Origin of the sequence: Pantoea alhagi (assembly GCF_002101395.1) — a bacterium.
In the GTDB taxonomy this organism is placed as follows: Bacteria; Pseudomonadota; Gammaproteobacteria; order Enterobacterales; family Enterobacteriaceae; genus Mixta; species Mixta alhagi.
The window spans coordinates 1,696,565-1,715,287 of the sequence record NZ_CP019706.1; the positions used below are offsets into that span (position 1 = coordinate 1,696,565).

The 18,723-nt window shown below is 52.0% G+C and carries 20 protein-coding genes and 2 pseudogenes; 7 read left to right on the top strand and 15 right to left on the bottom strand.

Going from position 1 to position 18,723, the window contains the following annotated elements; genetic code table 11:
* The first annotated feature begins 582 nt into the window (after positions 1-582).
* Positions 583-1,764, top strand: a pseudogene (locus B1H58_RS07925) (IS3 family transposase).
* Positions 1,765-2,038: 274 nt separating this feature from the next.
* On the opposite strand, the gene B1H58_RS07930 reads toward B1H58_RS07925, so the two are convergent.
* From B1H58_RS07930 to B1H58_RS07950, 5 genes and pseudogenes are all read right to left on the bottom strand, one after another.
* Positions 2,039-2,503, bottom strand: coding sequence for a DUF943 family protein (locus B1H58_RS07930; protein ID WP_085069272.1), 465 nt, complete (start codon positions 2,501-2,503; stop codon positions 2,039-2,041).
* A pseudogene (locus B1H58_RS07935) lies at positions 2,487-2,726 on the bottom strand (DUF3289 family protein); the annotation flags it as partial. The gene B1H58_RS07930 and the pseudogene B1H58_RS07935, both read right to left, overlap by 17 nt.
* Before the next feature lies 1 nt (position 2,727).
* Positions 2,728-3,192 carry a DUF943 family protein gene (locus B1H58_RS07940; RefSeq protein WP_085069276.1) on the bottom strand — a complete coding sequence of 155 codons (465 nt, stop codon included), beginning with the start codon at positions 3,190-3,192 and terminating at the stop codon, positions 2,728-2,730.
* Positions 3,176-4,030 carry a YPO3983 family protein gene (locus tag B1H58_RS07945; RefSeq protein ID WP_085069278.1) on the bottom strand — a complete coding sequence of 285 codons (855 nt, stop codon included), beginning with the start codon at positions 4,028-4,030 and terminating at the stop codon, positions 3,176-3,178. Before B1H58_RS07945 ends, B1H58_RS07940 begins: the two co-directional genes overlap by 17 nt.
* Before the next feature lie 321 nt (positions 4,031-4,351).
* Positions 4,352-5,215 (bottom strand): YicC/YloC family endoribonuclease, encoded by an 864-nt coding sequence (locus tag B1H58_RS07950; RefSeq protein WP_085069280.1) that lies wholly within the window; start codon positions 5,213-5,215, stop codon positions 4,352-4,354.
* Positions 5,216-5,429: 214 nt separating this feature from the next.
* On the opposite strand from B1H58_RS07950, the gene rph reads away from it, so the two are divergent.
* Entirely contained in the window at positions 5,430-6,146 is a 717-nt protein-coding gene (gene rph, locus B1H58_RS07955; protein ID WP_085069282.1) for a ribonuclease PH, read from the top strand.
* A gap of 58 nt (positions 6,147-6,204) precedes the next feature.
* Positions 6,205-6,846 carry an orotate phosphoribosyltransferase gene (gene pyrE, locus B1H58_RS07960; protein ID WP_085069284.1) on the top strand — a complete coding sequence of 214 codons (642 nt, stop codon included), beginning with the start codon at positions 6,205-6,207 and terminating at the stop codon, positions 6,844-6,846.
* Positions 6,847-6,905: 59 nt separating this feature from the next.
* On the opposite strand, the gene slmA is transcribed toward pyrE, so the two are convergent.
* From slmA to coaBC, 3 genes are all read right to left on the bottom strand, one after another.
* Positions 6,906-7,502: a nucleoid occlusion factor SlmA gene (gene slmA, locus B1H58_RS07965; RefSeq protein WP_085069285.1), complete on the bottom strand. Its 597-nt coding sequence runs from the start codon at positions 7,500-7,502 to the stop codon at positions 6,906-6,908.
* A gap of 120 nt (positions 7,503-7,622) precedes the next feature.
* Positions 7,623-8,081 (bottom strand): dUTP diphosphatase, encoded by a 459-nt coding sequence (gene dut / locus B1H58_RS07970; protein ID WP_085069286.1) that lies wholly within the window; start codon positions 8,079-8,081, stop codon positions 7,623-7,625.
* A complete protein-coding gene (coaBC, locus tag B1H58_RS07975; RefSeq protein ID WP_085069287.1) occupies positions 8,059-9,273 on the bottom strand; it encodes a bifunctional phosphopantothenoylcysteine decarboxylase/phosphopantothenate--cysteine ligase CoaBC in 1,215 nt (404 codons plus the stop codon). Before coaBC ends, dut begins: the two co-directional genes overlap by 23 nt.
* A 202-nt stretch (positions 9,274-9,475) precedes the next feature.
* On the opposite strand from coaBC, the gene radC reads away from it, so the two are divergent.
* The 4 genes from radC (at position 9,476) to mutM (ending at position 11,666) form a co-directional block, all read left to right on the top strand.
* The gene (gene radC, locus B1H58_RS07980) at positions 9,476-10,126 is read left to right on the top strand and encodes a RadC family protein (RefSeq protein ID WP_257788821.1); all 651 of its coding nucleotides are present in this window, start codon (positions 9,476-9,478) and stop codon (positions 10,124-10,126) included.
* A gap of 239 nt (positions 10,127-10,365) precedes the next feature.
* Positions 10,366-10,602, top strand: coding sequence for a 50S ribosomal protein L28 (rpmB, locus tag B1H58_RS07985; protein ID WP_038629143.1), 237 nt, complete (start codon positions 10,366-10,368; stop codon positions 10,600-10,602).
* Between the two features lie 11 nt (positions 10,603-10,613).
* Positions 10,614-10,781, top strand: coding sequence for a 50S ribosomal protein L33 (rpmG, locus tag B1H58_RS07990; protein ID WP_013094893.1), 168 nt, complete (start codon positions 10,614-10,616; stop codon positions 10,779-10,781).
* A 75-nt stretch (positions 10,782-10,856) separates the two neighbouring features.
* Positions 10,857-11,666 carry a bifunctional DNA-formamidopyrimidine glycosylase/DNA-(apurinic or apyrimidinic site) lyase gene (gene mutM / locus B1H58_RS07995; RefSeq protein ID WP_085069288.1) on the top strand — a complete coding sequence of 270 codons (810 nt, stop codon included), beginning with the start codon at positions 10,857-10,859 and terminating at the stop codon, positions 11,664-11,666.
* Positions 11,667-11,676: 10 nt separating this feature from the next.
* Here the strand turns inward: mutM and coaD are convergent, their stop codons facing one another.
* The 7 genes from coaD to B1H58_RS08030 form a co-directional block, all read right to left on the bottom strand.
* Positions 11,677-12,159 carry a pantetheine-phosphate adenylyltransferase gene (gene coaD / locus B1H58_RS08000; RefSeq protein ID WP_085069290.1) on the bottom strand — a complete coding sequence of 161 codons (483 nt, stop codon included), beginning with the start codon at positions 12,157-12,159 and terminating at the stop codon, positions 11,677-11,679.
* Positions 12,156-12,935, bottom strand: a complete 780-nt coding sequence (locus tag B1H58_RS08005) for a glycosyltransferase family 2 protein (RefSeq protein ID WP_085069292.1) — start codon at positions 12,933-12,935, stop codon at positions 12,156-12,158. The genes coaD and B1H58_RS08005 overlap by 4 nt, the downstream gene beginning before the upstream one ends.
* The gene (gene waaA / locus B1H58_RS08010) at positions 12,936-14,210 is read right to left on the bottom strand and encodes a lipid IV(A) 3-deoxy-D-manno-octulosonic acid transferase (protein ID WP_085069294.1); all 1,275 of its coding nucleotides are present in this window, start codon (positions 14,208-14,210) and stop codon (positions 12,936-12,938) included.
* Between the two features lie 80 nt (positions 14,211-14,290).
* Positions 14,291-15,436, bottom strand: coding sequence for a glycosyltransferase family 4 protein (locus B1H58_RS08015; protein ID WP_085069296.1), 1,146 nt, complete (start codon positions 15,434-15,436; stop codon positions 14,291-14,293).
* Positions 15,429-16,505, bottom strand: coding sequence for a putative lipopolysaccharide heptosyltransferase III (gene rfaQ / locus B1H58_RS08020; RefSeq protein WP_085069298.1), 1,077 nt, complete (start codon positions 16,503-16,505; stop codon positions 15,429-15,431). Before rfaQ ends, B1H58_RS08015 begins: the two co-directional genes overlap by 8 nt.
* A 93-nt stretch (positions 16,506-16,598) precedes the next feature.
* Positions 16,599-17,600: a glycosyltransferase gene (locus tag B1H58_RS08025; protein WP_085069300.1), complete on the bottom strand. Its 1,002-nt coding sequence runs from the start codon at positions 17,598-17,600 to the stop codon at positions 16,599-16,601.
* A 2-nt stretch (positions 17,601-17,602) separates the two neighbouring features.
* The gene (locus B1H58_RS08030) at positions 17,603-18,703 is read right to left on the bottom strand and encodes a glycosyltransferase family 9 protein (protein ID WP_085069302.1); all 1,101 of its coding nucleotides are present in this window, start codon (positions 18,701-18,703) and stop codon (positions 17,603-17,605) included.
* Positions 18,704-18,723: the final 20 nt, after the last annotated feature.

Below are 18,723 nucleotides of genomic sequence, written 5' to 3' on the forward strand. Positions count from 1 at the left end.
TGGGCCTGAAACGATTTAAGCATTGCGTAAAGCGTAAGGGAATGAGGCAAAGGCGTAAAATCTTGTGCAGAAATCATTCACGCCCCGTTTGCTGGTTATTCGCCAGCAAACGCACATTGAAGCGAGTAACGCGGTAACCAATAAAAATAAAAAAGCCCGCAATTAACGGGCTTGATTGGTTTTCTGCTATTGAGTGCGACAGTTGGATCTCAATGTTGAGTAATGCTATATATGCTTTGATTTACAAGTGTTTTATCTAATCATCATTTCGATTAGCTACACCCTTAAGTACACCGTAAGCAGATGCTATGTTGTATATGCTGCTTAATTGCTCAACGCAGTGTGGCCACTGACTCCAGATCTCGCACTCATTGAATAGTACTGTTCTGTGCCGGGTTAGTAAGGCAGTCAAGCATGAACGCCCTAACTGTTGTCTAAGACTGGTTTTCAGCGCTATTACGCTGGGTTCTTTTGGGAGGGTAGTAAGACACTAGACTGGCCCCATAGATCACCAGACACTTCGCCTCTCTTAAAATAAGAGGTAGTCTTGGAACTATGATTAACACCAGTCAGAATAATAAGATGGTTGAAGTGTTATCAGGACCTGAGCGGCGTCGGCGTCGTACACCGCAGGAAAAAATTGCCATTATTCAGCAGACTATGGAACCCGGCATGACCGTGTCTCATGTCGCTCGCCTGCATGGTATCAATGCTAACCAGATCTTCAAATGGCGCAGGCAGTGTGAAGATGGTTCTCTGACCGCCGTGGCATCAGGTGAAGAGGTTGTACCCGCGTGTGAACTTGCTGCGGCCAATAAGCAAATCCGTGAACTCCAGCGCCTTCTGGGCAAAAAGACGATGGAAGCCGAGATCCTTAAAGAGGCCGTGGAGTTCGGTCGGGCAAAAAAATGGATTGCGCATGCGCCCTTGTTGCCCGGGGACGACGACTGACCGACGTCTGCGGGAGTATTGGTGTGTCGCGTGCGCAACTGAGCATCAGAATTCACCGGCCACCTGACTGGCAGGATCGCAGACGGCAGCCCCGCTCTGACGACACCGCCGTGTTATCCCGGATAAACACGGCGGTGTCTGACCTGCCGACGTATGGCTATCGCCGCGTGTGGGCGCTGCTGCGACGGGAGTCAGAGCGGGATGGCCTGCCTGTTGGTCAATGCGAAGCGGGTGTATCGCATTATGAGAGCACACCATCTGCTTCTTGAGCGTAAACCTGCTGATCCTCGCCAGAAGTGCGCCCACAAGGGGCGCGTGGCGGTAGCTGAAAGTAACCGGCGCTGGTGCTCAGATGGCGAAAAGCTGCGGGTGACCTTCGCACAGGACTGCTGTGACAGGGAGATCATTGACTGGGCAGCAAGCACCGGAGGCTATGACATAGAAACGGTGCAGGATGTGATGCTGGGCGCGGTGGAAAAACGCTTCGGAAGGCAGTTGCCCACAGAGTCGCTGGAATGGCTGACGGATAACGGTTCAGCCTACAGAGCGCATGAAACACGGGCGTTCGCCCGGATGCTGGGACCTGAGCCGTGCACAACAGCAGTTCGTAGCCCGGAAAGCAACGGCATAGCAGAAAGCTTCGTGAAAACGATAAAGCGGGACTACATCAGCTTCATGCCGAAACCGGACAGCGAGGCAGCGGTGACGAACCTGGCTGTGGCGTTCAGTCATTACAACGAACATCATCCGCACAGCGCGCTGGGATACCGTTCACCACGGGAATATATACGCAGGAAGTTATCGCAACCGTAAGAGAGAAAAGACGTCTGGATATATAGGGCCAAATCCATATGGGATTGAATAGCTATCTAAAGGTGCTGAAAAAGGCGCACGACCATTTCTACTTTTCATCACGCTGCCTTACACGCAATTGCCTTACTGAAAGGAGTTGAGGCAGGCGGTAAGGCGTTGCCGCTTTTCTCTCCGTCGAGATAGCCTCCTGAATATTTTCCTACTTCCGCTTTGCTGATGCAAGGTTGGGTCGCGCGGATGATTTTATTGCAGTCTCTACGCGAGGGGAGCGGATCTAATCCGATTTGTTCTTTACTATATCCCCTTTATTATTCATACGATATGTTCCACTATCCAGAACAAAATAACTCCCTGTATTTTCACTGTTCCTCACCATAAGGAGAGAGTTTTTTTCTGTACAATTCATCGGTGGTTTCATATCTTTGAAACAAAGATTGTCATATCCATCTGTTTCTTTATAACCATCGCCAAAATCCCAAAATACAACTACGAAAGATCCATCTGGGCTAGGCTTTGGAATACCATATTTTTCTTTCAATATGTTTTTATTTTCAAGCCACCAGATTATTTTCCCCTTATCTGTCGGTGGGAAGCTTCTAACTAAAACATCGCTATAGTTATTTTCCTGATGAACCGCGACAATCTCTACAGGACGTAAACACAGCCAAATCCAGTAACCCAGTAAAACACAAACAGCCAGGGAAAATAGAATCAAAATTTTTTTATTTATTACTTTCATTGCGCCCCCCTGTGATTTCTACGGTTGCTTCCATATTGGTCATAAATGGCTTGAAACCAAACTGATTGTACCGCTGGAGAACAAACCAGATGCGGAAGAAATGAAACTGGCTGAATTTTGTTTTCAGAATATCATCGCTGTCGAGGCCAAAGTGGTCCTGTACTTTGTAATGCACCACTGCCCGGTAATGGTCATTATCAACCTGTAGCGATTTTATAGTGATACTAATCAGACTCGTCTTTTACTATCTTCCCGTTTTTCCTCATGCGATATATTTCATCATGAGTAGTAAAAGAAAGTCCCATGTTTTTACTGTCACTAACAGAGAAAACTCTGTTTTTTTCTATACAATTTTTAGGTGGTTTCATATCTTCAAAGCAACGCCTGTCATATTTTCCTTCTTCTTTGTAGCCCTCACCAAAATCCCAAAATACTATGGAGAAAAAACCGTCATTTGCAGGTTTTGGAATATTATATTTTACTTTCAATATATCCTTGTTTTTTAGCCACCAGCTTATTTTCCCCCGATCAGTAAAAGGGAAATTTCTTACAAGAACAGAGCTAAACTCTCCATCCTCATGAACCGCCACAACCTCTACCGAACGTAACGACAACCGCAGGGAGATGCCCAGCAAGGCACAGCCAATCAGTAACAGAGCATAAAGCGTTTTTTTACTTTTTGCTTTCATCGCGGCTCCCGGAAATATCTATGGTGGCTTCCATATTGGTCATAAAAGGTTTAAAACCAAACTGATTGTATCGCTGGAGTACAAACCAGATACGGAAGAAATGGAACTGGCTGAATTTTGTTTTCAGCATATCGTCGCTGTCGAGGCCAAAGTGATCCTGCACCTTGTAATGCACCACTGCCCGGTATTCGTCTTTTTCAATCTGTAGTGACCTTATGGTTATATGCGTTACCCAGGTATCATGAACGGTAATGCCCATACCGTTATAATTATCCTGTAACCTGTCAAATTTGGGTAATTTGCCACCCAAAATAACTTTTCTTAGCCGGTCCTTCTCTCCCGCTGGAAAGTATTTATTTGCCCAATCGATATAAGAACTAAGAGCCTCTTTCAATAACAGACGTGTACTATTATCTGGTGAGTTATCCCTGATAATATGATCCTTTAAAGCCCTGTCCAGAGACACATCACGGAAGGGGGTTCCGTTGCCTTTCTGCATGTGAGTGATCATCTTTTCGATCAGGTGACTGTAAGGCCCGTAAAGGGAAAATTTGCGGGATAACGAGCGGAATTCATCAAACAGCATTGCGGCGCATTGCTGGCGGGTAATCTTTTCACTGTGGCTACGCAGATTACAGCAGAACATGGACTGAGGACGATCCATTGAAGAGCGCCGGGTCAGAGTGTAAGGATCAACCCGGTCAGAAATGTAATTCAGTCGGTAATAAGATTTTAACTGTGCTTCGGTCAGATCCCCGCAGCGCATATCACTGGCGTCGTAGTCGTCCATCCTGTTTTGGGTTTTGAAGATGGTGCAGGGAAACTGTAGTGCGGTCATCGTGATACATTCCTTGTGTTATCGTCCGTTGATGTCTTCACAAGGAATAATACGCGGTGAAAGGTCAGAGTGTAAACGTTGTACAGCCCCTGTCCGTAATTTTTTACAGATTCCGGGCAGGGGCATAGCGGACGCTCTACGCTCATTGCACCGTTTTTACGGAAAAAAAATAACAATTTAATAATAAAGAACTAATTATGTACCACGATACCAGTTCATCAATTTAATATACGCGTTGACTACAACAGCATGAAAATAAAAAAAGCCCGCAATTAACGGGCTTGATTGGTTTTCTGCTACTGGGTGCGACAGTATGCAATGCTACTCAATATTCTGAATCTGCTCGCGCATTTGCTCAATAAGCACTTTCAGTTCAATCGCTGAAGCGGTTACATCGGCATTAATAGATTTTGACGCCAGCGTGTTCGATTCGCGGTTAAATTCCTGCATCATGAAGTCAAGACGGCGGCCAACGGCCTCTTTCTTTTTCAGGATGTTATAGGTTTCTTTAACATGCGCTTCAAGGCGATCCAGCTCCTCGGCCACATCGATACGCTGAGCCATCATCACCAGTTCCTGCTCAACGCGATTGTTGTCCAGCTGTAGCTCGGCCTCTTCCAGTTTGGTTACCAGGCGATCGCGCTGCCATTTCAGCACCTCCGGCATCCAGGCGCGTACTTTCTTCACTTCAGCACTCACGCCCTCAAGGCGCTGCTCAATCATTGCTTTCAGCGCGGCGCCTTCGCTTTCACGCGCGGCGATAAAATCATCAATCGCCAGCTCCAGCGTGGCAATCAATTCTGCGTTAATCGCGTCTAAATCCTGATCTTCGGCGGACATCACGCCAGGCCAGCGCAAAATATCGACCGGATTAATCGCGCCATCGGCGTTTTGCTGTTTCACCCACTGCGCAGCTTCCAGTAACTGTTTGGCCAGCGGCTGATTCAGGATTAAGGCGCTTTGCGCGCTCGGGTCGGCATCGAAGCGTAAATTGCATTCAATCTTCCCGCGCGTCAGGCGATTACGCAGACGCTCACGAATAACCGGCTCCAGGCTGCGGAACTGCTCCGGCAGGCGAATATAAGTTTCAAGATAGCGCTGGTTCACGGAACGCAGCTCCCAGGCTGCGCTGCCCCATTCGCCTTTGGTTTCACGCCGGGCGTAGGCGGTCATGCTGCGGATCATTTTGCGTACCCGTATTCAGGAAAGATGGGGGAATTATAGCGATGCGTGCCTTCCCTTAACAGGTATAAGCGCCGGTTAACGGAAATAGCCGTTGATCATCATGAGTTATAAAAAGATTAATGCCGCTTCGCGCGCTGAAAAAGCATGTTCGGTAGGCAGGCAAGGCTGAAAACCGTATAATGCGCAGCCAATATTAGCAAGCCGGAGAAAAACCATGCGTCCAGCAGGCCGTCTCACACAGCAGGTGCGTCCCGTTACCCTGACTCGTCACTACACCAAACATGCAGAAGGTTCTGTACTGGTTGAATTCGGCGATACCAAAGTGCTTTGTAACGCGACCGTAGAAGAGGGCGTGCCGCGCTTCCTTAAAGGGCAGGGACAGGGCTGGATTACTGCCGAATACGGCATGCTGCCGCGCTCAACCCACAGCCGCAATGCGCGTGAAGCCGCAAAAGGTAAACAGGGTGGACGTACGCTTGAGATCCAGCGTTTGATTGCGCGCTCGCTGCGCGCCGCAGTGGATCTCAAAGCGCTGGGTGAATATACCATTACTCTTGATTGCGATGTGCTGCAGGCTGACGGCGGTACCCGTACAGCTTCCATTACCGGTGCCTGTGTGGCGTTAGCAGATGCGCTGAATGCGCTGGTTGCTGCCGGCAAGCTGGCGAAAAACCCGATGAAAGGCATGGTAGCGGCCATTTCCGTTGGCATTGTTAACGGCGAAGCGCTGTGCGATCTGGAATATGTCGAAGACTCTGCGGCTGAAACCGATATGAATGTGGTGATGATGGAAGATGGCCGCATGATTGAAGTTCAGGGCACAGCCGAAGGCGAACCCTTCAGCCACGAAGAATTGCTGACGCTGCTGGCGTTAGCGCGAGACGGCATCGATACCTTGATTCAGGCGCAGAAGGCGGCGCTAAGCAACTAATTATTTCAGGCGACCAGAGAGTCGCCTTTTTTATCGTTAAATTTCGAGGAGAGTAAAGATGAAAGCCTGGCAGCGTGAGTTTATTGAGTTTGCATTAAACAAGCAGGTATTAAAATTTGGCGAATTTACCCTGAAATCGGGACGTAAAAGCCCCTATTTCTTTAATGCCGGCCTGTTTAATACCGGACGCGACCTGGCACTGTTGGGCCGTTTTTACGCGCAGGCGCTGGTTGATTCCGGCGTTGACTTCGATTTGTTGTTTGGTCCGGCTTACAAAGGCATCCCCATCGCCACGACTACTGCCGTTGCGCTCGCGGATCATCACCAGCGCGACGTGCCTTACTGCTTTAACCGTAAGGAAGCCAAAGATCACGGCGAGGGCGGAACGTTAGTCGGCAGTCCGTTACAAGGACGCGTAATGCTGGTCGATGACGTCATCACCGCTGGCACTGCCATCCGTGAATCAATGGAAATTATCGCGGCTAACGGTGCCAGCCTGGCCGGCGTGTTGATTTCACTGGATCGTCAGGAGCGGGGACGCGGTGAAATATCAGCGATTCAGGAAGTAGAGCGCGACTATCAATGCCACGTTACCGCCATTATCACGCTGAGTGATTTGATCGAATACCTCGAAGAAAAGCCTGAAATGGCTGACCATCTGGCTGCAGTACGTAGCTATCGTCAAACCTACGGTATCTAAGCGTAGATGCTGTTGTATCGCCGGGCTTGTGCTGACCCGGCGACATTTATGCACTCGCGCTATACCAGCTGCGCCGCTAACAGTGGCCAGCGTACGTCAAACTCCTGTGTAGGCAAATAGCGGAACTCTGAGCGCACAAAGCGCGACAGCATACCTTCACAAAAAGCCAGCAGCTGGCTGGCAAGCAGCGTTTCGTCGGTGGCGAAGCCTTGCCCTTCACGCATTTTGCGCTCGCGCATCACCTGCCTCAACTGGGCTTCGATACGCTCGAAAAGCTGGTTAATGCGGCCCTGCAAACGATCCTGTTCGAACATCAGCGCATGACCGGTAAGAATACGCGTCAGGCCAGGGTTAAGCTCGCCAAAACCTAAGATTAGCTGCACGATCATACGCAAACGCGTCATGGTCTCTTTTTCATCTTTCAGAATCGCGTTGATGCGGGTGATCAGGCTATCTTCAATAAACTCGATCAGGCTATCAAACATGCGCGTTTTACTGGGAAAATGACGGTAAAGCGCAGCTTCGGAGACGCCTACCGTAGCGGCCAGCTTAGCGGTAGTAATACGCTGACTCCCGTCGCTGGATTCCAGCATTTGCGCCAGAGCCTGCAGGATTTCATCGCGACGATTCCTTTTCGCGCTTTTTTTTTCTGCCATGACGTTATAAACCCCTGAGATTTATCATAAACGGGCAAAGGCCCACGCAACATCCGTGAGAAGGCATCTCACGGTGCTGAAAAATAAACAAGTCGGGTTGCGGAGGGTGTTGCTGTGCGTTTAATTCCGGCCAGAGTGACCGAAACCGCCTTCACCACGCGCGCTGGCGTCAAAATCTTCAACCAGATTAAATTCTGCCTGCACGACCGGCACGAAAACCAGCTGAGCAATGCGCTCGCCAGGCTGGACAGTAAAGCTCTCCTGGCTGCGGTTCCATACGGAAACCATTAGCTGCCCCTGATAATCAGAGTCAATCAGCCCAACCAGGTTGCCCAGTACAATGCCATGCTTATGACCCAGGCCTGAGCGCGGCAAAATAACGGCGGCCAGAGAGGGATCGGCAATATGAATCGCCAGGCCGGTTGGCAGCAGCGTTGTGGCGCCGGGCGCCAACTCCTGCGGGGCATCAAGACAGGCGCGCAAATCCAGGCCTGCGGAGCCGGAAGTGGCATAGGTCGGCAGGGGGAATTCGTTACCTACGCGCGCATCAATAATCTTAACGTCGATTTTTTTCATCATAACGGCTGACAATCTCGTCTAATAATTGCTGGCCAAGGAGAGTTTTATCTGCGAGAGGCAAAACTTTTTCTCCCTCCTGCCAGAAAAGGTGAAGAGCATTAGTATCGCTGTTGAAACCTTGCCCGGATTTGGATACATCATTGGCGCAGATCAGGTCCAGATTTTTCCGCACACGTTTTTGTTGAGCGTATTCTTCCACATTACGGGTTTCAGCAGCAAACCCTACAACATAGGGGCGCCCTTCCTGCATAGCGCCAACGCCTGCGACAATATCGGGGTTTTTTACCATTTTCAGCGTAATTTCATCACCCTGCTTTTTGATTTTTTCTGGCGCTACCTCTGCTGCGCGGTAGTCTGCCACGGCTGCGCTGCCAATGAAAATATCTTGCTGCCTAATATGCAACATTACCGCCTTTTCCATCTCTAGCGCGCTGGTAACGTCAATACGCGTTACGCCTGCGGGCGTCGCCATCGCGACCGGACCAGCGACCAGGGTAACGTTGGCACCACGCGCGGCCGCAGCGGCCGCAATAGCGAAGCCCATCTTACCCGAGCTGTGATTAGAGATATAACGCACCGGGTCGAGCGCTTCGCGCGTTGGGCCAGCGGTAATCATAATATTAAGGTGTTGCAGATCGTTGACGGGCATTGACCAGGCAACAGCGTGGTCAACAATTGCCAGCGGGTCGAGCATGCGGCCCGGCCCCACATCGCCGCACGCCTGGCTGCCGCTGTCCGGCCCCCAGATCAACACACCGCGTCCCGTGAGGCGCTGCAAGTTTTCCTGGGTAGGCAGGGCGCGGTACATTTGCTGATTCATGGCGGGCACCACGGCAATGGGCGCTGCGGTGGCCAGGCAGAGCGTGGTGACCAGATCGTTAGCCATGCCTGCCGCTACGCGTGCAATTAAATCCGCTGTGGCGGGTGCCAGAATAACCAGATCGGCCCATTTCCCCAGCTCAATATGCCCCATTGCGGCCTCTGCCGCCGGGTCGAGCAGATCGTCATAAACCGGATAACCGGAAACCGCCTGAAGCGTCAGCGGCGTGATAAAGGCTTTAGCGGCCTCAGTCATGACTACGCGAACTTCCGCGCCGCGATCGCGCAAGCGCCGCACCAGTTCAGGCGTTTTATACGCCGCAATGCCGCCACTGACGCCCAATACAATATGTTTACCGGTTAATCCCATCATATTCGCTTCTGCCCTTATTGACCTTTTGACGGACCAGGTCTGTCACAATGGCGCGATTTTAACACATTCTGTTGACCATGCCGTTTAGCATCCAGCCACCTTTGCGAGACGTCCCGAAAAGTTAAATCCTGCCGCTGGTTGCATTGCGTTGACCGGCGCAGAGTAGTGGCCGGACAGTAACAACAGCCAGCAGGAGAGGCGCGTGTTAAAACCCCGGGAAAAGTTAGAGCAGATGGGCGCATCAGCGTTAAGCGATGCGGAGTTGCTGGCTATTTTTTTACGTACCGGCACATGCGGCAAGCCGGTCATGGCCCTGGCGCATGAACTGCTGGCGACGTTTGGCTCTCTGTATTTGCTAATGAGCGCTGAAAAAAGCGCATTCGATACGATTAAAGGCGTGGGAAATGCCAAACTGGCGCAGCTGCATGCCGTAGCAGAGCTGGGTCGACGTTTTTTCCATGCGCAGCTGGCACGGGAAAACGTGCTGGAGAATCCTCAACTGACGCAGCAGTATCTGCAAAGCGTGCTGGCGCATCAGGAGCGCGAAATTTTTATGGCTATCTTTCTCGATAATCAGCATCGGGTGCTGCAGGCTCAGCAGATGTTTATCGGCACCATCGCCAGCGTAGAGGTACATCCGCGCGAAATTGTACGTGTGGCGCTAAAGCTTAATGCCGCAGCGCTGATTCTGGCGCACAATCACCCGTCTGGCCGCGCCAAGCCAAGCGCCGCCGATCGGGATATTACCCAGCGTATTAAGCAAGCCTGCCTGCTGATGAATATTCGTGTGCTCGACCATTTAGTGATTGGCAGGGGAGAATACGTTTCTTTCGCCGAGCGCGGCTGGCTTTGAGAGCAAAAAATGCCTGTTTTCTGTGCTATTTCGGCGATCCAGAGGGATCTTTATCTGTTCGGGACTTGAGCGCTGGCAATACAAGGCGTATACTACGCCACCTTTGAGAATCTCGGGTTTGGCGTTTAGGCCTGCTCAGCGGGTTCACATGGAACTCGCCTGGATGGGCTACAAGCCTGACGAGGCGGCCAAGACCTAATTTTTAAAGCTCGAGCTGATTTGATTTTTGGAGAATTGACATGTCACGAGTCTGCCAAGTAACTGGCAAGCGTCCGGTGACCGGTAACAACCGTTCCCACGCAATGAACGCGACGAAACGCCGTTTCCTGCCGAACCTGCACTCTCACCGTTTCTGGGTTGAGAGCGAGAAACGTTTCGTTACTCTGCGTGTATCTGCTAAAGGTATGCGTGTAATTGATAAGAAGGGCATCGATACGGTTCTGGCCGATCTGCGTGCCCGTGGTGAGAAGTACTAAGGAACTGAATCATGGCTAAAGGTATTCGTGAGAAGATCAAGCTGGTTTCCTCTGCTGGTACAGGTCACTTCTATACCACCACGAAGAACAAACGTACTAAGCCGGAAAAACTGGAACTGAAAAAGTTCGATCCGGTTGTACGCCAGCACGTGATGTACAAAGAAGCTAAAATTAAATAATTGCGGCTTCCATGAAAAACCCGGCTTCGGCCGGGTTTTTTGTTTTTATGAAACCGTAAAACGTGAGGAGCTGTCATGCCTGAATTACCTGAGGTAGAAACCAGCCGTCGCGGCATTGAACCGCACCTGGTAGGCGAAACCATTCTGCACGCGGTGGTGCGTAATCCGCGTTTACGCTGGCCTGTATCGCAGGAGATTCATGCACTGAGCGATCAGCCGGTGCTGAGCGTACAGCGTCGCGCAAAATATCTGCTGCTGGAGCTGCCTGAAGGCTGGATTATTATTCACCTTGGCATGTCAGGCAGCCTGCGCGTATTGCCAGAGGCGATTCCTGCGGCAAAGCACGATCATGTCGATTTGGTCATGAGCAACGGTAAAGTGCTGCGCTATACCGATCCCCGCCGCTTTGGCGCCTGGCTGTGGAGTAAGGATTTGCAGGCGAGCAATGTGCTGGCGCATTTGGGTCCGGAGCCGTTAAGCGAGCATTTTAATACCGACTATCTGTTGGAAAAGTCACGCGGGAAACGTACCGCCATTAAACCCTGGCTGATGGATAATAAGCTGGTGGTGGGCGTAGGTAATATTTATGCCAGCGAGTCGCTGTTTGCCGCCGGGATCTTGCCCGATCGACCGGCCATGTCGTTGAGTCATGAAGAGATCGCGCTGCTGGTTAAGGTGATTAAAGCAGTATTGCTGCGCTCAATTGAGCAGGGCGGCACCACGCTACGTGATTTCCTGCAGAGCGATGGCAAGCCAGGTTACTTTGCTCAGGAACTACAGGTTTATGGCCGCGCCGGTGAGCCCTGCCGCGTATGTGGTACACCGATCGAAAGCGCTAAACATGGGCAGCGCAGCACCTTTTTCTGCCGTAGCTGCCAGAAATAACGCTGGCGACTTAGCTGGCCAGTTTTGTCAGCAGCGCCTGCCAGACTGACTCTGGCAGAAAAGCTTTTACTTCGCCGCCGTGCCGGGCCACTTCTTTTACCAGCGAAGAAGAAATGAAAGAGTACTCTTCCGCAGGCATCAGAAAAACGCTTTCCAGGGTCGGGAGAAGGTGGCGATTCATATGCGCCAGCTGCATTTCATATTCAAAATCAGATACCGCCCGCAGGCCGCGCACCAGAACATTGGCCTGGCGATCGCGGGCGAAATTCGCCATCAGATCGCTAAATCCGGTGACTTCCACATTGGGTAAATGAGCCGTGGCCTGCTGCGCCAGCGCAACGCGCTCTTCCAGGCTGAACAGCGGTTTCTTGCCTGGGCTGGCGGCGATAGCCAGAATAATATGATCAAACATCAGCGCTGCGCGGCTCAGAATATCCAGATGACCCAGAGTAAAAGGATCAAAGGTGCCGGGATAGATAGCCCTGGTACTCATTTTTTGTCTCCGCTAGTCGACGGACCCAGCGCCCACAGCGCCGCGTACTTATTAAAGGTGTATTGCGCATTCACTACCGCCAGCAGCCAGCCCTGGCTTCCGTCAAGGAAACCGGCGCGCAGCAGCAGCGTTTTGCAGAATGCGCCCAGCGTATGGCTGAACACAGAGAAAATGCCGCAGCGTTTACCCTGCTGATGACGCTGCAACGCCCAGGCTTCCGCATAGGCGAGTTGTTTACGCTGAAAGGCGCAAAAATCGCGACAGGTGAGATGTTGTAGATGTCCCGCCAGCGGCACAACCTGCGCCTGCTCCGTCTCCAGGGATTCATGTACCTGATGATCGTTATAACTATAGGTGCGTGGGTAGAGACGCACCACGCGATCGGGATACCAGCCGCTGTGACGCATAAAGCGTCCTAAAAACAGGTTCAGCCGCCCAAGGCTGTAAACCTTATCCGGCTGCGGCGCTGCCTGCAGCACCTGTTCTATCTCAGCGCGCAATTCCGGCGTGACACGCTCATCCGCATCGATCATCAAAATCATTTCACCACTGGCGTATGCCTGCGCGCGCTGGCGCTGCTGGCCATAACCGGGCCACTCCAGGGAGCGAAAGACCTTCGCGCCATACTGTTCCGCCACGGCAGGCGTGGCGTCCTGACTGCCGGAATCCAGCAGGATAATTTCATCGGCCCAGCTCACTGAAGCCAGGCAATCCGGCAGCAGCTCCGCTTCGTTTTTCACGATCATGACCACTGACAGGCGTTGGCGTACAGTCATTTAATGATTCCGTGGCGGCAGATAAGGTTCAAGCAACTGCAGCAGGCGTTGCAGCGCCCCCTGGTTCTGATGCAGTACATCAACGGCGTGACGACCATGATAGCGTCGATAATCATCATCAATCAGCAAATTACCTACTTCATGCACCAGCGTGGCGGTATCGGTTACCGTAATCAGACCATCCGCCTGCTTCAGCTTGCTGCAGATATCTTTGAAATTAAATGTGTGCGGACCCATCAGCACCGGAATAGCATGCGCCGCAGGCTCCAGAGGATTATGGCCGCCGCGCTCTACCAGGCTGCCACCAACAAAGGCCAGATCGGCAATACCGTACAGTAACATCAGCTCGCCCATGGTATCGCCGATAACCACCTGAGTGCCGCTGGAAGGAATTTCGCCGCTGCTGCGCAAGGTATAGCTGAAGCCGCTTTTCTGCGTCATTTCCCGCGCGGTATCGAAGCGTTCCGGATGACGCGGTACCAGAATCAAGAGCAGATCGGGAAAATGCCCCAGCAGGCGACGATGCGCATCCAGTACGATCGCCTCTTCCCCTTCATGAGTGCTGGTGGCGATCCACACAGGGCGACGGGGCGCCCACTGGCGACGTAGCGTAACTGCGCGCGCCGCCAGTTCGGGCGTAACGGAAATATCAAATTTCAGACTGCCGGTAATCGCCAACTGAGACCGCTTCAGCCCCAGCCCGACAAAGCGCGCGCCGTCCTCTTCATTCTGCGCTGCGATAAGCGTAATGCGCTGTAACAGCTGACGCATAAATTTCCCCAGCTTCTTGTAGCCCTTCGCTGAACGGGCAGACAGACGCGCATTCGCGATAACCAGCGGCACCTGACGTTCATGCAGCGCTTTAATAAAGTTGGGCCACAGTTCGGTCTCCATAATGATGACCAGTCTGGGATCGACAGTATTGAGAAAACGGTTGATTGCGTCGGGCAAATCGTAAGGCAGATAGACGTGATGAACATCTTTCCCAAAGGCGGACTGGGCGCGTTCCGATCCGGTGGGCGTCATGGTGGTGACGGTGATGGGCAGCGTTGGGTAACGATGACGCAGCGCCCGCACCAGCGGTACGGCAGCCAGCGTTTCCCCCACTGAAACCGAATGCAGCAGGATGCCGCCAGGGCTCACTTTGCCTTCACAAAAGCCGTAGCGTTCCGCCCAGCGTTTGCGATAGGCAGGTGCTTTGCGGCCGCGCAGCCACAGGCGCAGCCAGATCAGAGGCTGTATGAGGTAAAGCAGGGCGGTGTAAATCGTTGTCATACCGATCTTTACGACACTGATGCGTCAGACTTAAGCAAAATATGCGGAATGCGGCATGTTAGCAGATAACTTGCCTGCACTCATCTTTCTTCCGCCGCGCCCGTAAGCAGCTGTAGATAAAGCGCGTGCAGTTCTGCACCCAGTCGCTGTGGTGTATAAGGCGCTATTCTGGCGCGTGCGGCATCGCCCATGGCTGAATCCTGCGTTTTTGCAGGAATAGCCTGTACGGCTTCATGTAACGCCCTGATATCCAGCGCATCGCAAACAAAACCCTGCTGCTCCTGAATAATAAACTCCGCGCCGCCACAGCCGGTGCTGGTGATAACCGGCAGGCCGCAGGCCATCGCTTCCAGAATAACGTTCGGAAAGGGATCGTACAGTGTCGGCAGGATCAAACCATCAGCGGCGTGATAAAACGGCTGTACATCCTGCTGCACTCCGACAAAACGTAAACGGTCCAGGCAGTTCAGCTGATTCGCCAGCTGTTGATAACGAGACTGGTGTTTGTCCTGACCCACCACGATCAAATAGCGATCGCTATTAGCGATCGCCTGAATCGCTGCCTTCAGGCCTTTTCGCTCAAAACCGGAGCCGACATAGATCAGCGCGACGGCCTGCTGCGGTATCGCCAGCTGCTGTCGGGTGGCGTAACGCGTGGCTTCGGTCGCCGGCTGAAAACGCTGCGAGTCAATGGCGTTATAGATAACGGTAATACGCTCTTCAGGCAGGTTAAAACAGCGGATAATATCCCGCTTCACCATCTCAGAGTTGCAGATAACCTTCTTCAGCGCGGCAGAGTGGAACATCTCTTCTTCTGCCTTTAACACGTATCGATGATAAGGGCTAAGCGAGGCGCTCAGCTGCTGCAGCGGCGAAACAATGCGCGCGCGCTGTTCCAGCCAGACGCGGTGCACGCCGTCGCCGGCGCGAAAAATATCACAGCCCGCGATGCGCTCATGGCTCTGAACAATATCGAATTTCTCACGCTGCCAGCAGTCGCGCGCCGCCGTGGCAAAGCCCCGCTCGCGAGAGATGCGCCCCAGCCTGGGCGGATTACAAATATGCAGGTGCCAGTCAGGCTTGGGCGTGCCTTGCCAGCTGCGGGTAATAATATTCAGATCGAGCAGCTCGCTGTTTAATGCCTCCAGCGCCCGGGCGATAAAACGTTCCGCGCCGCCGTCGGGTCGGTATTTTTGGCGCACAATCGCCAGCCGTATTTTACGCATCCAGATAGCTCCTTGCCGCAGCAACCACATCTTCAACCGGGATGGCGCTTAAATAGCGTTGTTCGGTTTTTGTATCAATCGAGTCCGGCGTTGGCAGCGAACCGTAATCACCCGCCCAGATAATCCGGTTATTAGCGCCCCATGGCCGCCACTGTTGCAGTTTGGTTGGGCCAAACAGGGCGACGCAGGGAGTTTGCAGCGCCGCCGCCATATGCATTGGGGCGGAGTCGACGCCGATAAACAGCCGGGCGTGATCGATAAGCGCCGCCAGCTGGGTCAGGCTGAGCTGTCCGGCAACGGTGGTCACCTGCGGATTCTGGCACAGGGAAAGTATGTGCGCGATCATCGCCATTTCTTTCTGGTCGGGCGCCGCGGTTAATACAATCTGCAGGCCGGGTTGATTCAACTGGTTGATTAACGCCGCGACCTTTTCATCATCCCAGCACTTGAATGTCCAGCGTGAGGTTGGCTGAATAACAATATAAGGGCCGTTAACGCCTTGCTCATGCAGATGTTTTTGCGCCGCCTGCCAGTCTTCATCGGCATAATACATCGAGACGGGCGCGCTATCGGTTGGTACATCCAGCGGTGACAGCGCCAGCAGGTTTTGCTCTACCGTATGGAGCTGACTAAAACTTTGCGTGGAAACCAGATGATTATGGCAGTAGTGCCAAAAACGATTATCACGTTTGTTGAAAGCAAAACCAATGCGCACCGGAGCGTCTGAAAGGCGTGCAATTAACGCGCTGCGCCACTGATCGGCCAGATTAATCACCACATCGTAATGGCTGTCCCGAATCGCGTTTACCAGCTTCAGTTCCTGTTTAGCCTGATGCCAGATGCCCTGTTTTTTCCACTTACGATCTATCAAATGCAGCTTACGGATTGCCGGATGCGCCTGTAGCATCGGGCGCGTTTCCTGATAAAGCAGCACATCGATTGCGGCGTTGGGATAACGCTGATGCAGCGCATTAATGACTGGTGTCGTCAGGAGCATATCGCCATGGTGACGCAGTTTAATCACCAGAATATTACGGGGAGTAAAAGATGCAGGAATCTGACTTACCATACAAAACCTGTCTTAGAAAGAAGTGAGCCGATCTTAGGGCAAAGCGGTCGGGAGAGAAAGCGCAGCCTGCGACATTTCCCCGACCTTGCCCGCTTAATGTTTACGCCAGCGATAAATACGGCTCAGCCAGAGCAGGAGCTGATACCACTGTTTCAGGCCGCGCGCATTACGCAGCATTCTTCGGTGGGTTTGGGTTGAAAATATATCTGCAATAATCGCCTGACGCGCCTCGGCTTCGGGCTCCCGGCGTACTGAATGACAGACGCTAAGCGCTTCATGAGTTATCTGATAGTGAAACTGCGGATAGATTTTTACCTTGCCGTGATAGCGCTGATTGATCTCTTCCAGCATACGCGCAATCTTCAGGTAGTGGCGCTGATACTCTACATTACGCTGTCCGGTGCGCTTGCGATTGCTGATCGACCGATCGTGGACATAGTAGCGATAGAGCGCAATATCGGTATAACGCACCCGGCGAGCGTTGAGCATAAATTCTGTGGTCCAGGGGATATCCTGATGGTGTAGCCCCGGCTCAAACATCAGCTCACGGGATTTAATCAGTGATAAGCGATAAATCCCCATCCAGACAACATGCAGATAGCGTCGTGTGGCCAGCGCTTTACTCAGCCAGGCTGCACCATCCATGACGCCAGTCGAGGTCAGCCTGTCGAGCGGGATCAGCGTTTTGACTCGCTGGCTGCCAGCATAAAAGCACTCTGCGTTGCATTGAGCGGCATCCAAATTGTCCTGTTCGGCCATCTCAACCAGCGTCTGATACATTGCAGGCGACAGAGTGTCATCGGCATCGGGAAAGGTCACATATTTACCGCGTGCTAACGCCAGTCCTGCGTTGCGCGCGCGTGAAACGCCGCCGTTTTCCTGATTAATCACGCTGATATGTTTATAACGCGCCGCATACTCCGCAGCCCGTTCGGCGCTGCCGTCCGTGGAACCGTCATTTACGATAATGACTTCGAGATTAGTAAAGGTTTGTGCCAGCAGAGACGCCATAAAAGTGTCGAACATGCCGCCGGCGTTATACATCGGAATAATAACGCTCAGTAAAGGCGAAGCGGTTTCAGATTGTTGAGTCATGTTTAATGAGGCTTGGTTTGGCACAGCCGCTCCGGCTGGCGGTCAGAGATAAATGCATGAATATCATCAAGTTTTCGTTGATCTAGCGCATAAAGCTGCTCTGCCGGGTGATGGAATTGATAAGGCGCTGCAAAAATGAAGGATGAGGGGGCAATATGGTCAGGCCCAATCAGCAGAACGTCTCCTAAAGGGCGTTGCTCCTCAATACCACAAGGACCATATAGCAACACCACGGGAATATCGAGGGCGTCCGCGATATAGACATTGCCGGAATCAGAAGCAATATAAAAATCAAGCTGACTGATGGCATATGGCACCATCTCTAAAGATAGCTGCCCAATCAGGTTGATAAACGGGCGGTTTTTACCTGTGACCCTGTAAAGCTCTTCAAGGTGGCCGATTTCATTTGGTGCGCCAAAGATATAATACGAACAAGGCAAATCCTGCAAATGATCAAATAGTTTCTTCCAGATAACAGGCGGAATAGTCTTCGCCTGATTACCCGCTGAGATACTTATGCCAATTTTTATAATGTCCTGACGAAACAGCTCCTCTGGCAATAGGCTGTTTTTAAAAAGCGGACGTGTGGCGTGTTTTTTATAGCTTTCTTTAGTGAGTGTGCGGTTCGCCAGCTTCAGATAACTCTCTATTGTTAAAGAAATTTTACTGTGCTCTACAATACCGTTCGCCGTCCAGTAAAACAGGGTCTGGTACCATTTGCGCCGGTAATTGGATAAAAATTGTTTGTTACCGGCGTTACAGCAGGCCGCATAGAATAAGTTAAGATTATTAGGGTGCAGCAGATAGACGTTGTCGTACCGATTCATTAACTGCAAAGCCAGACGGATTTTGGCGAGCATGCCGCTTTTATGGTCTTCGACATACCAAATTTTCAGCAGCGTATCATCGTGCTGCGCCAGCGGCGCAACGGTACGGCTGAGCAGCGCATCGCTCTGACGCAGATGCGCCAGCAACGGGGTGATATTAATGAAGTCGCCAATTTTAGCCGTCTGGATCACCAGATTACGCCCTTGCTTTTTCTGGAAAAGCTTTCGGACCCATTTGAGCGGCAGCAGTAAAATAAAAATGAAAATATAATTCACACCGTTTCCTCAGCGCTACT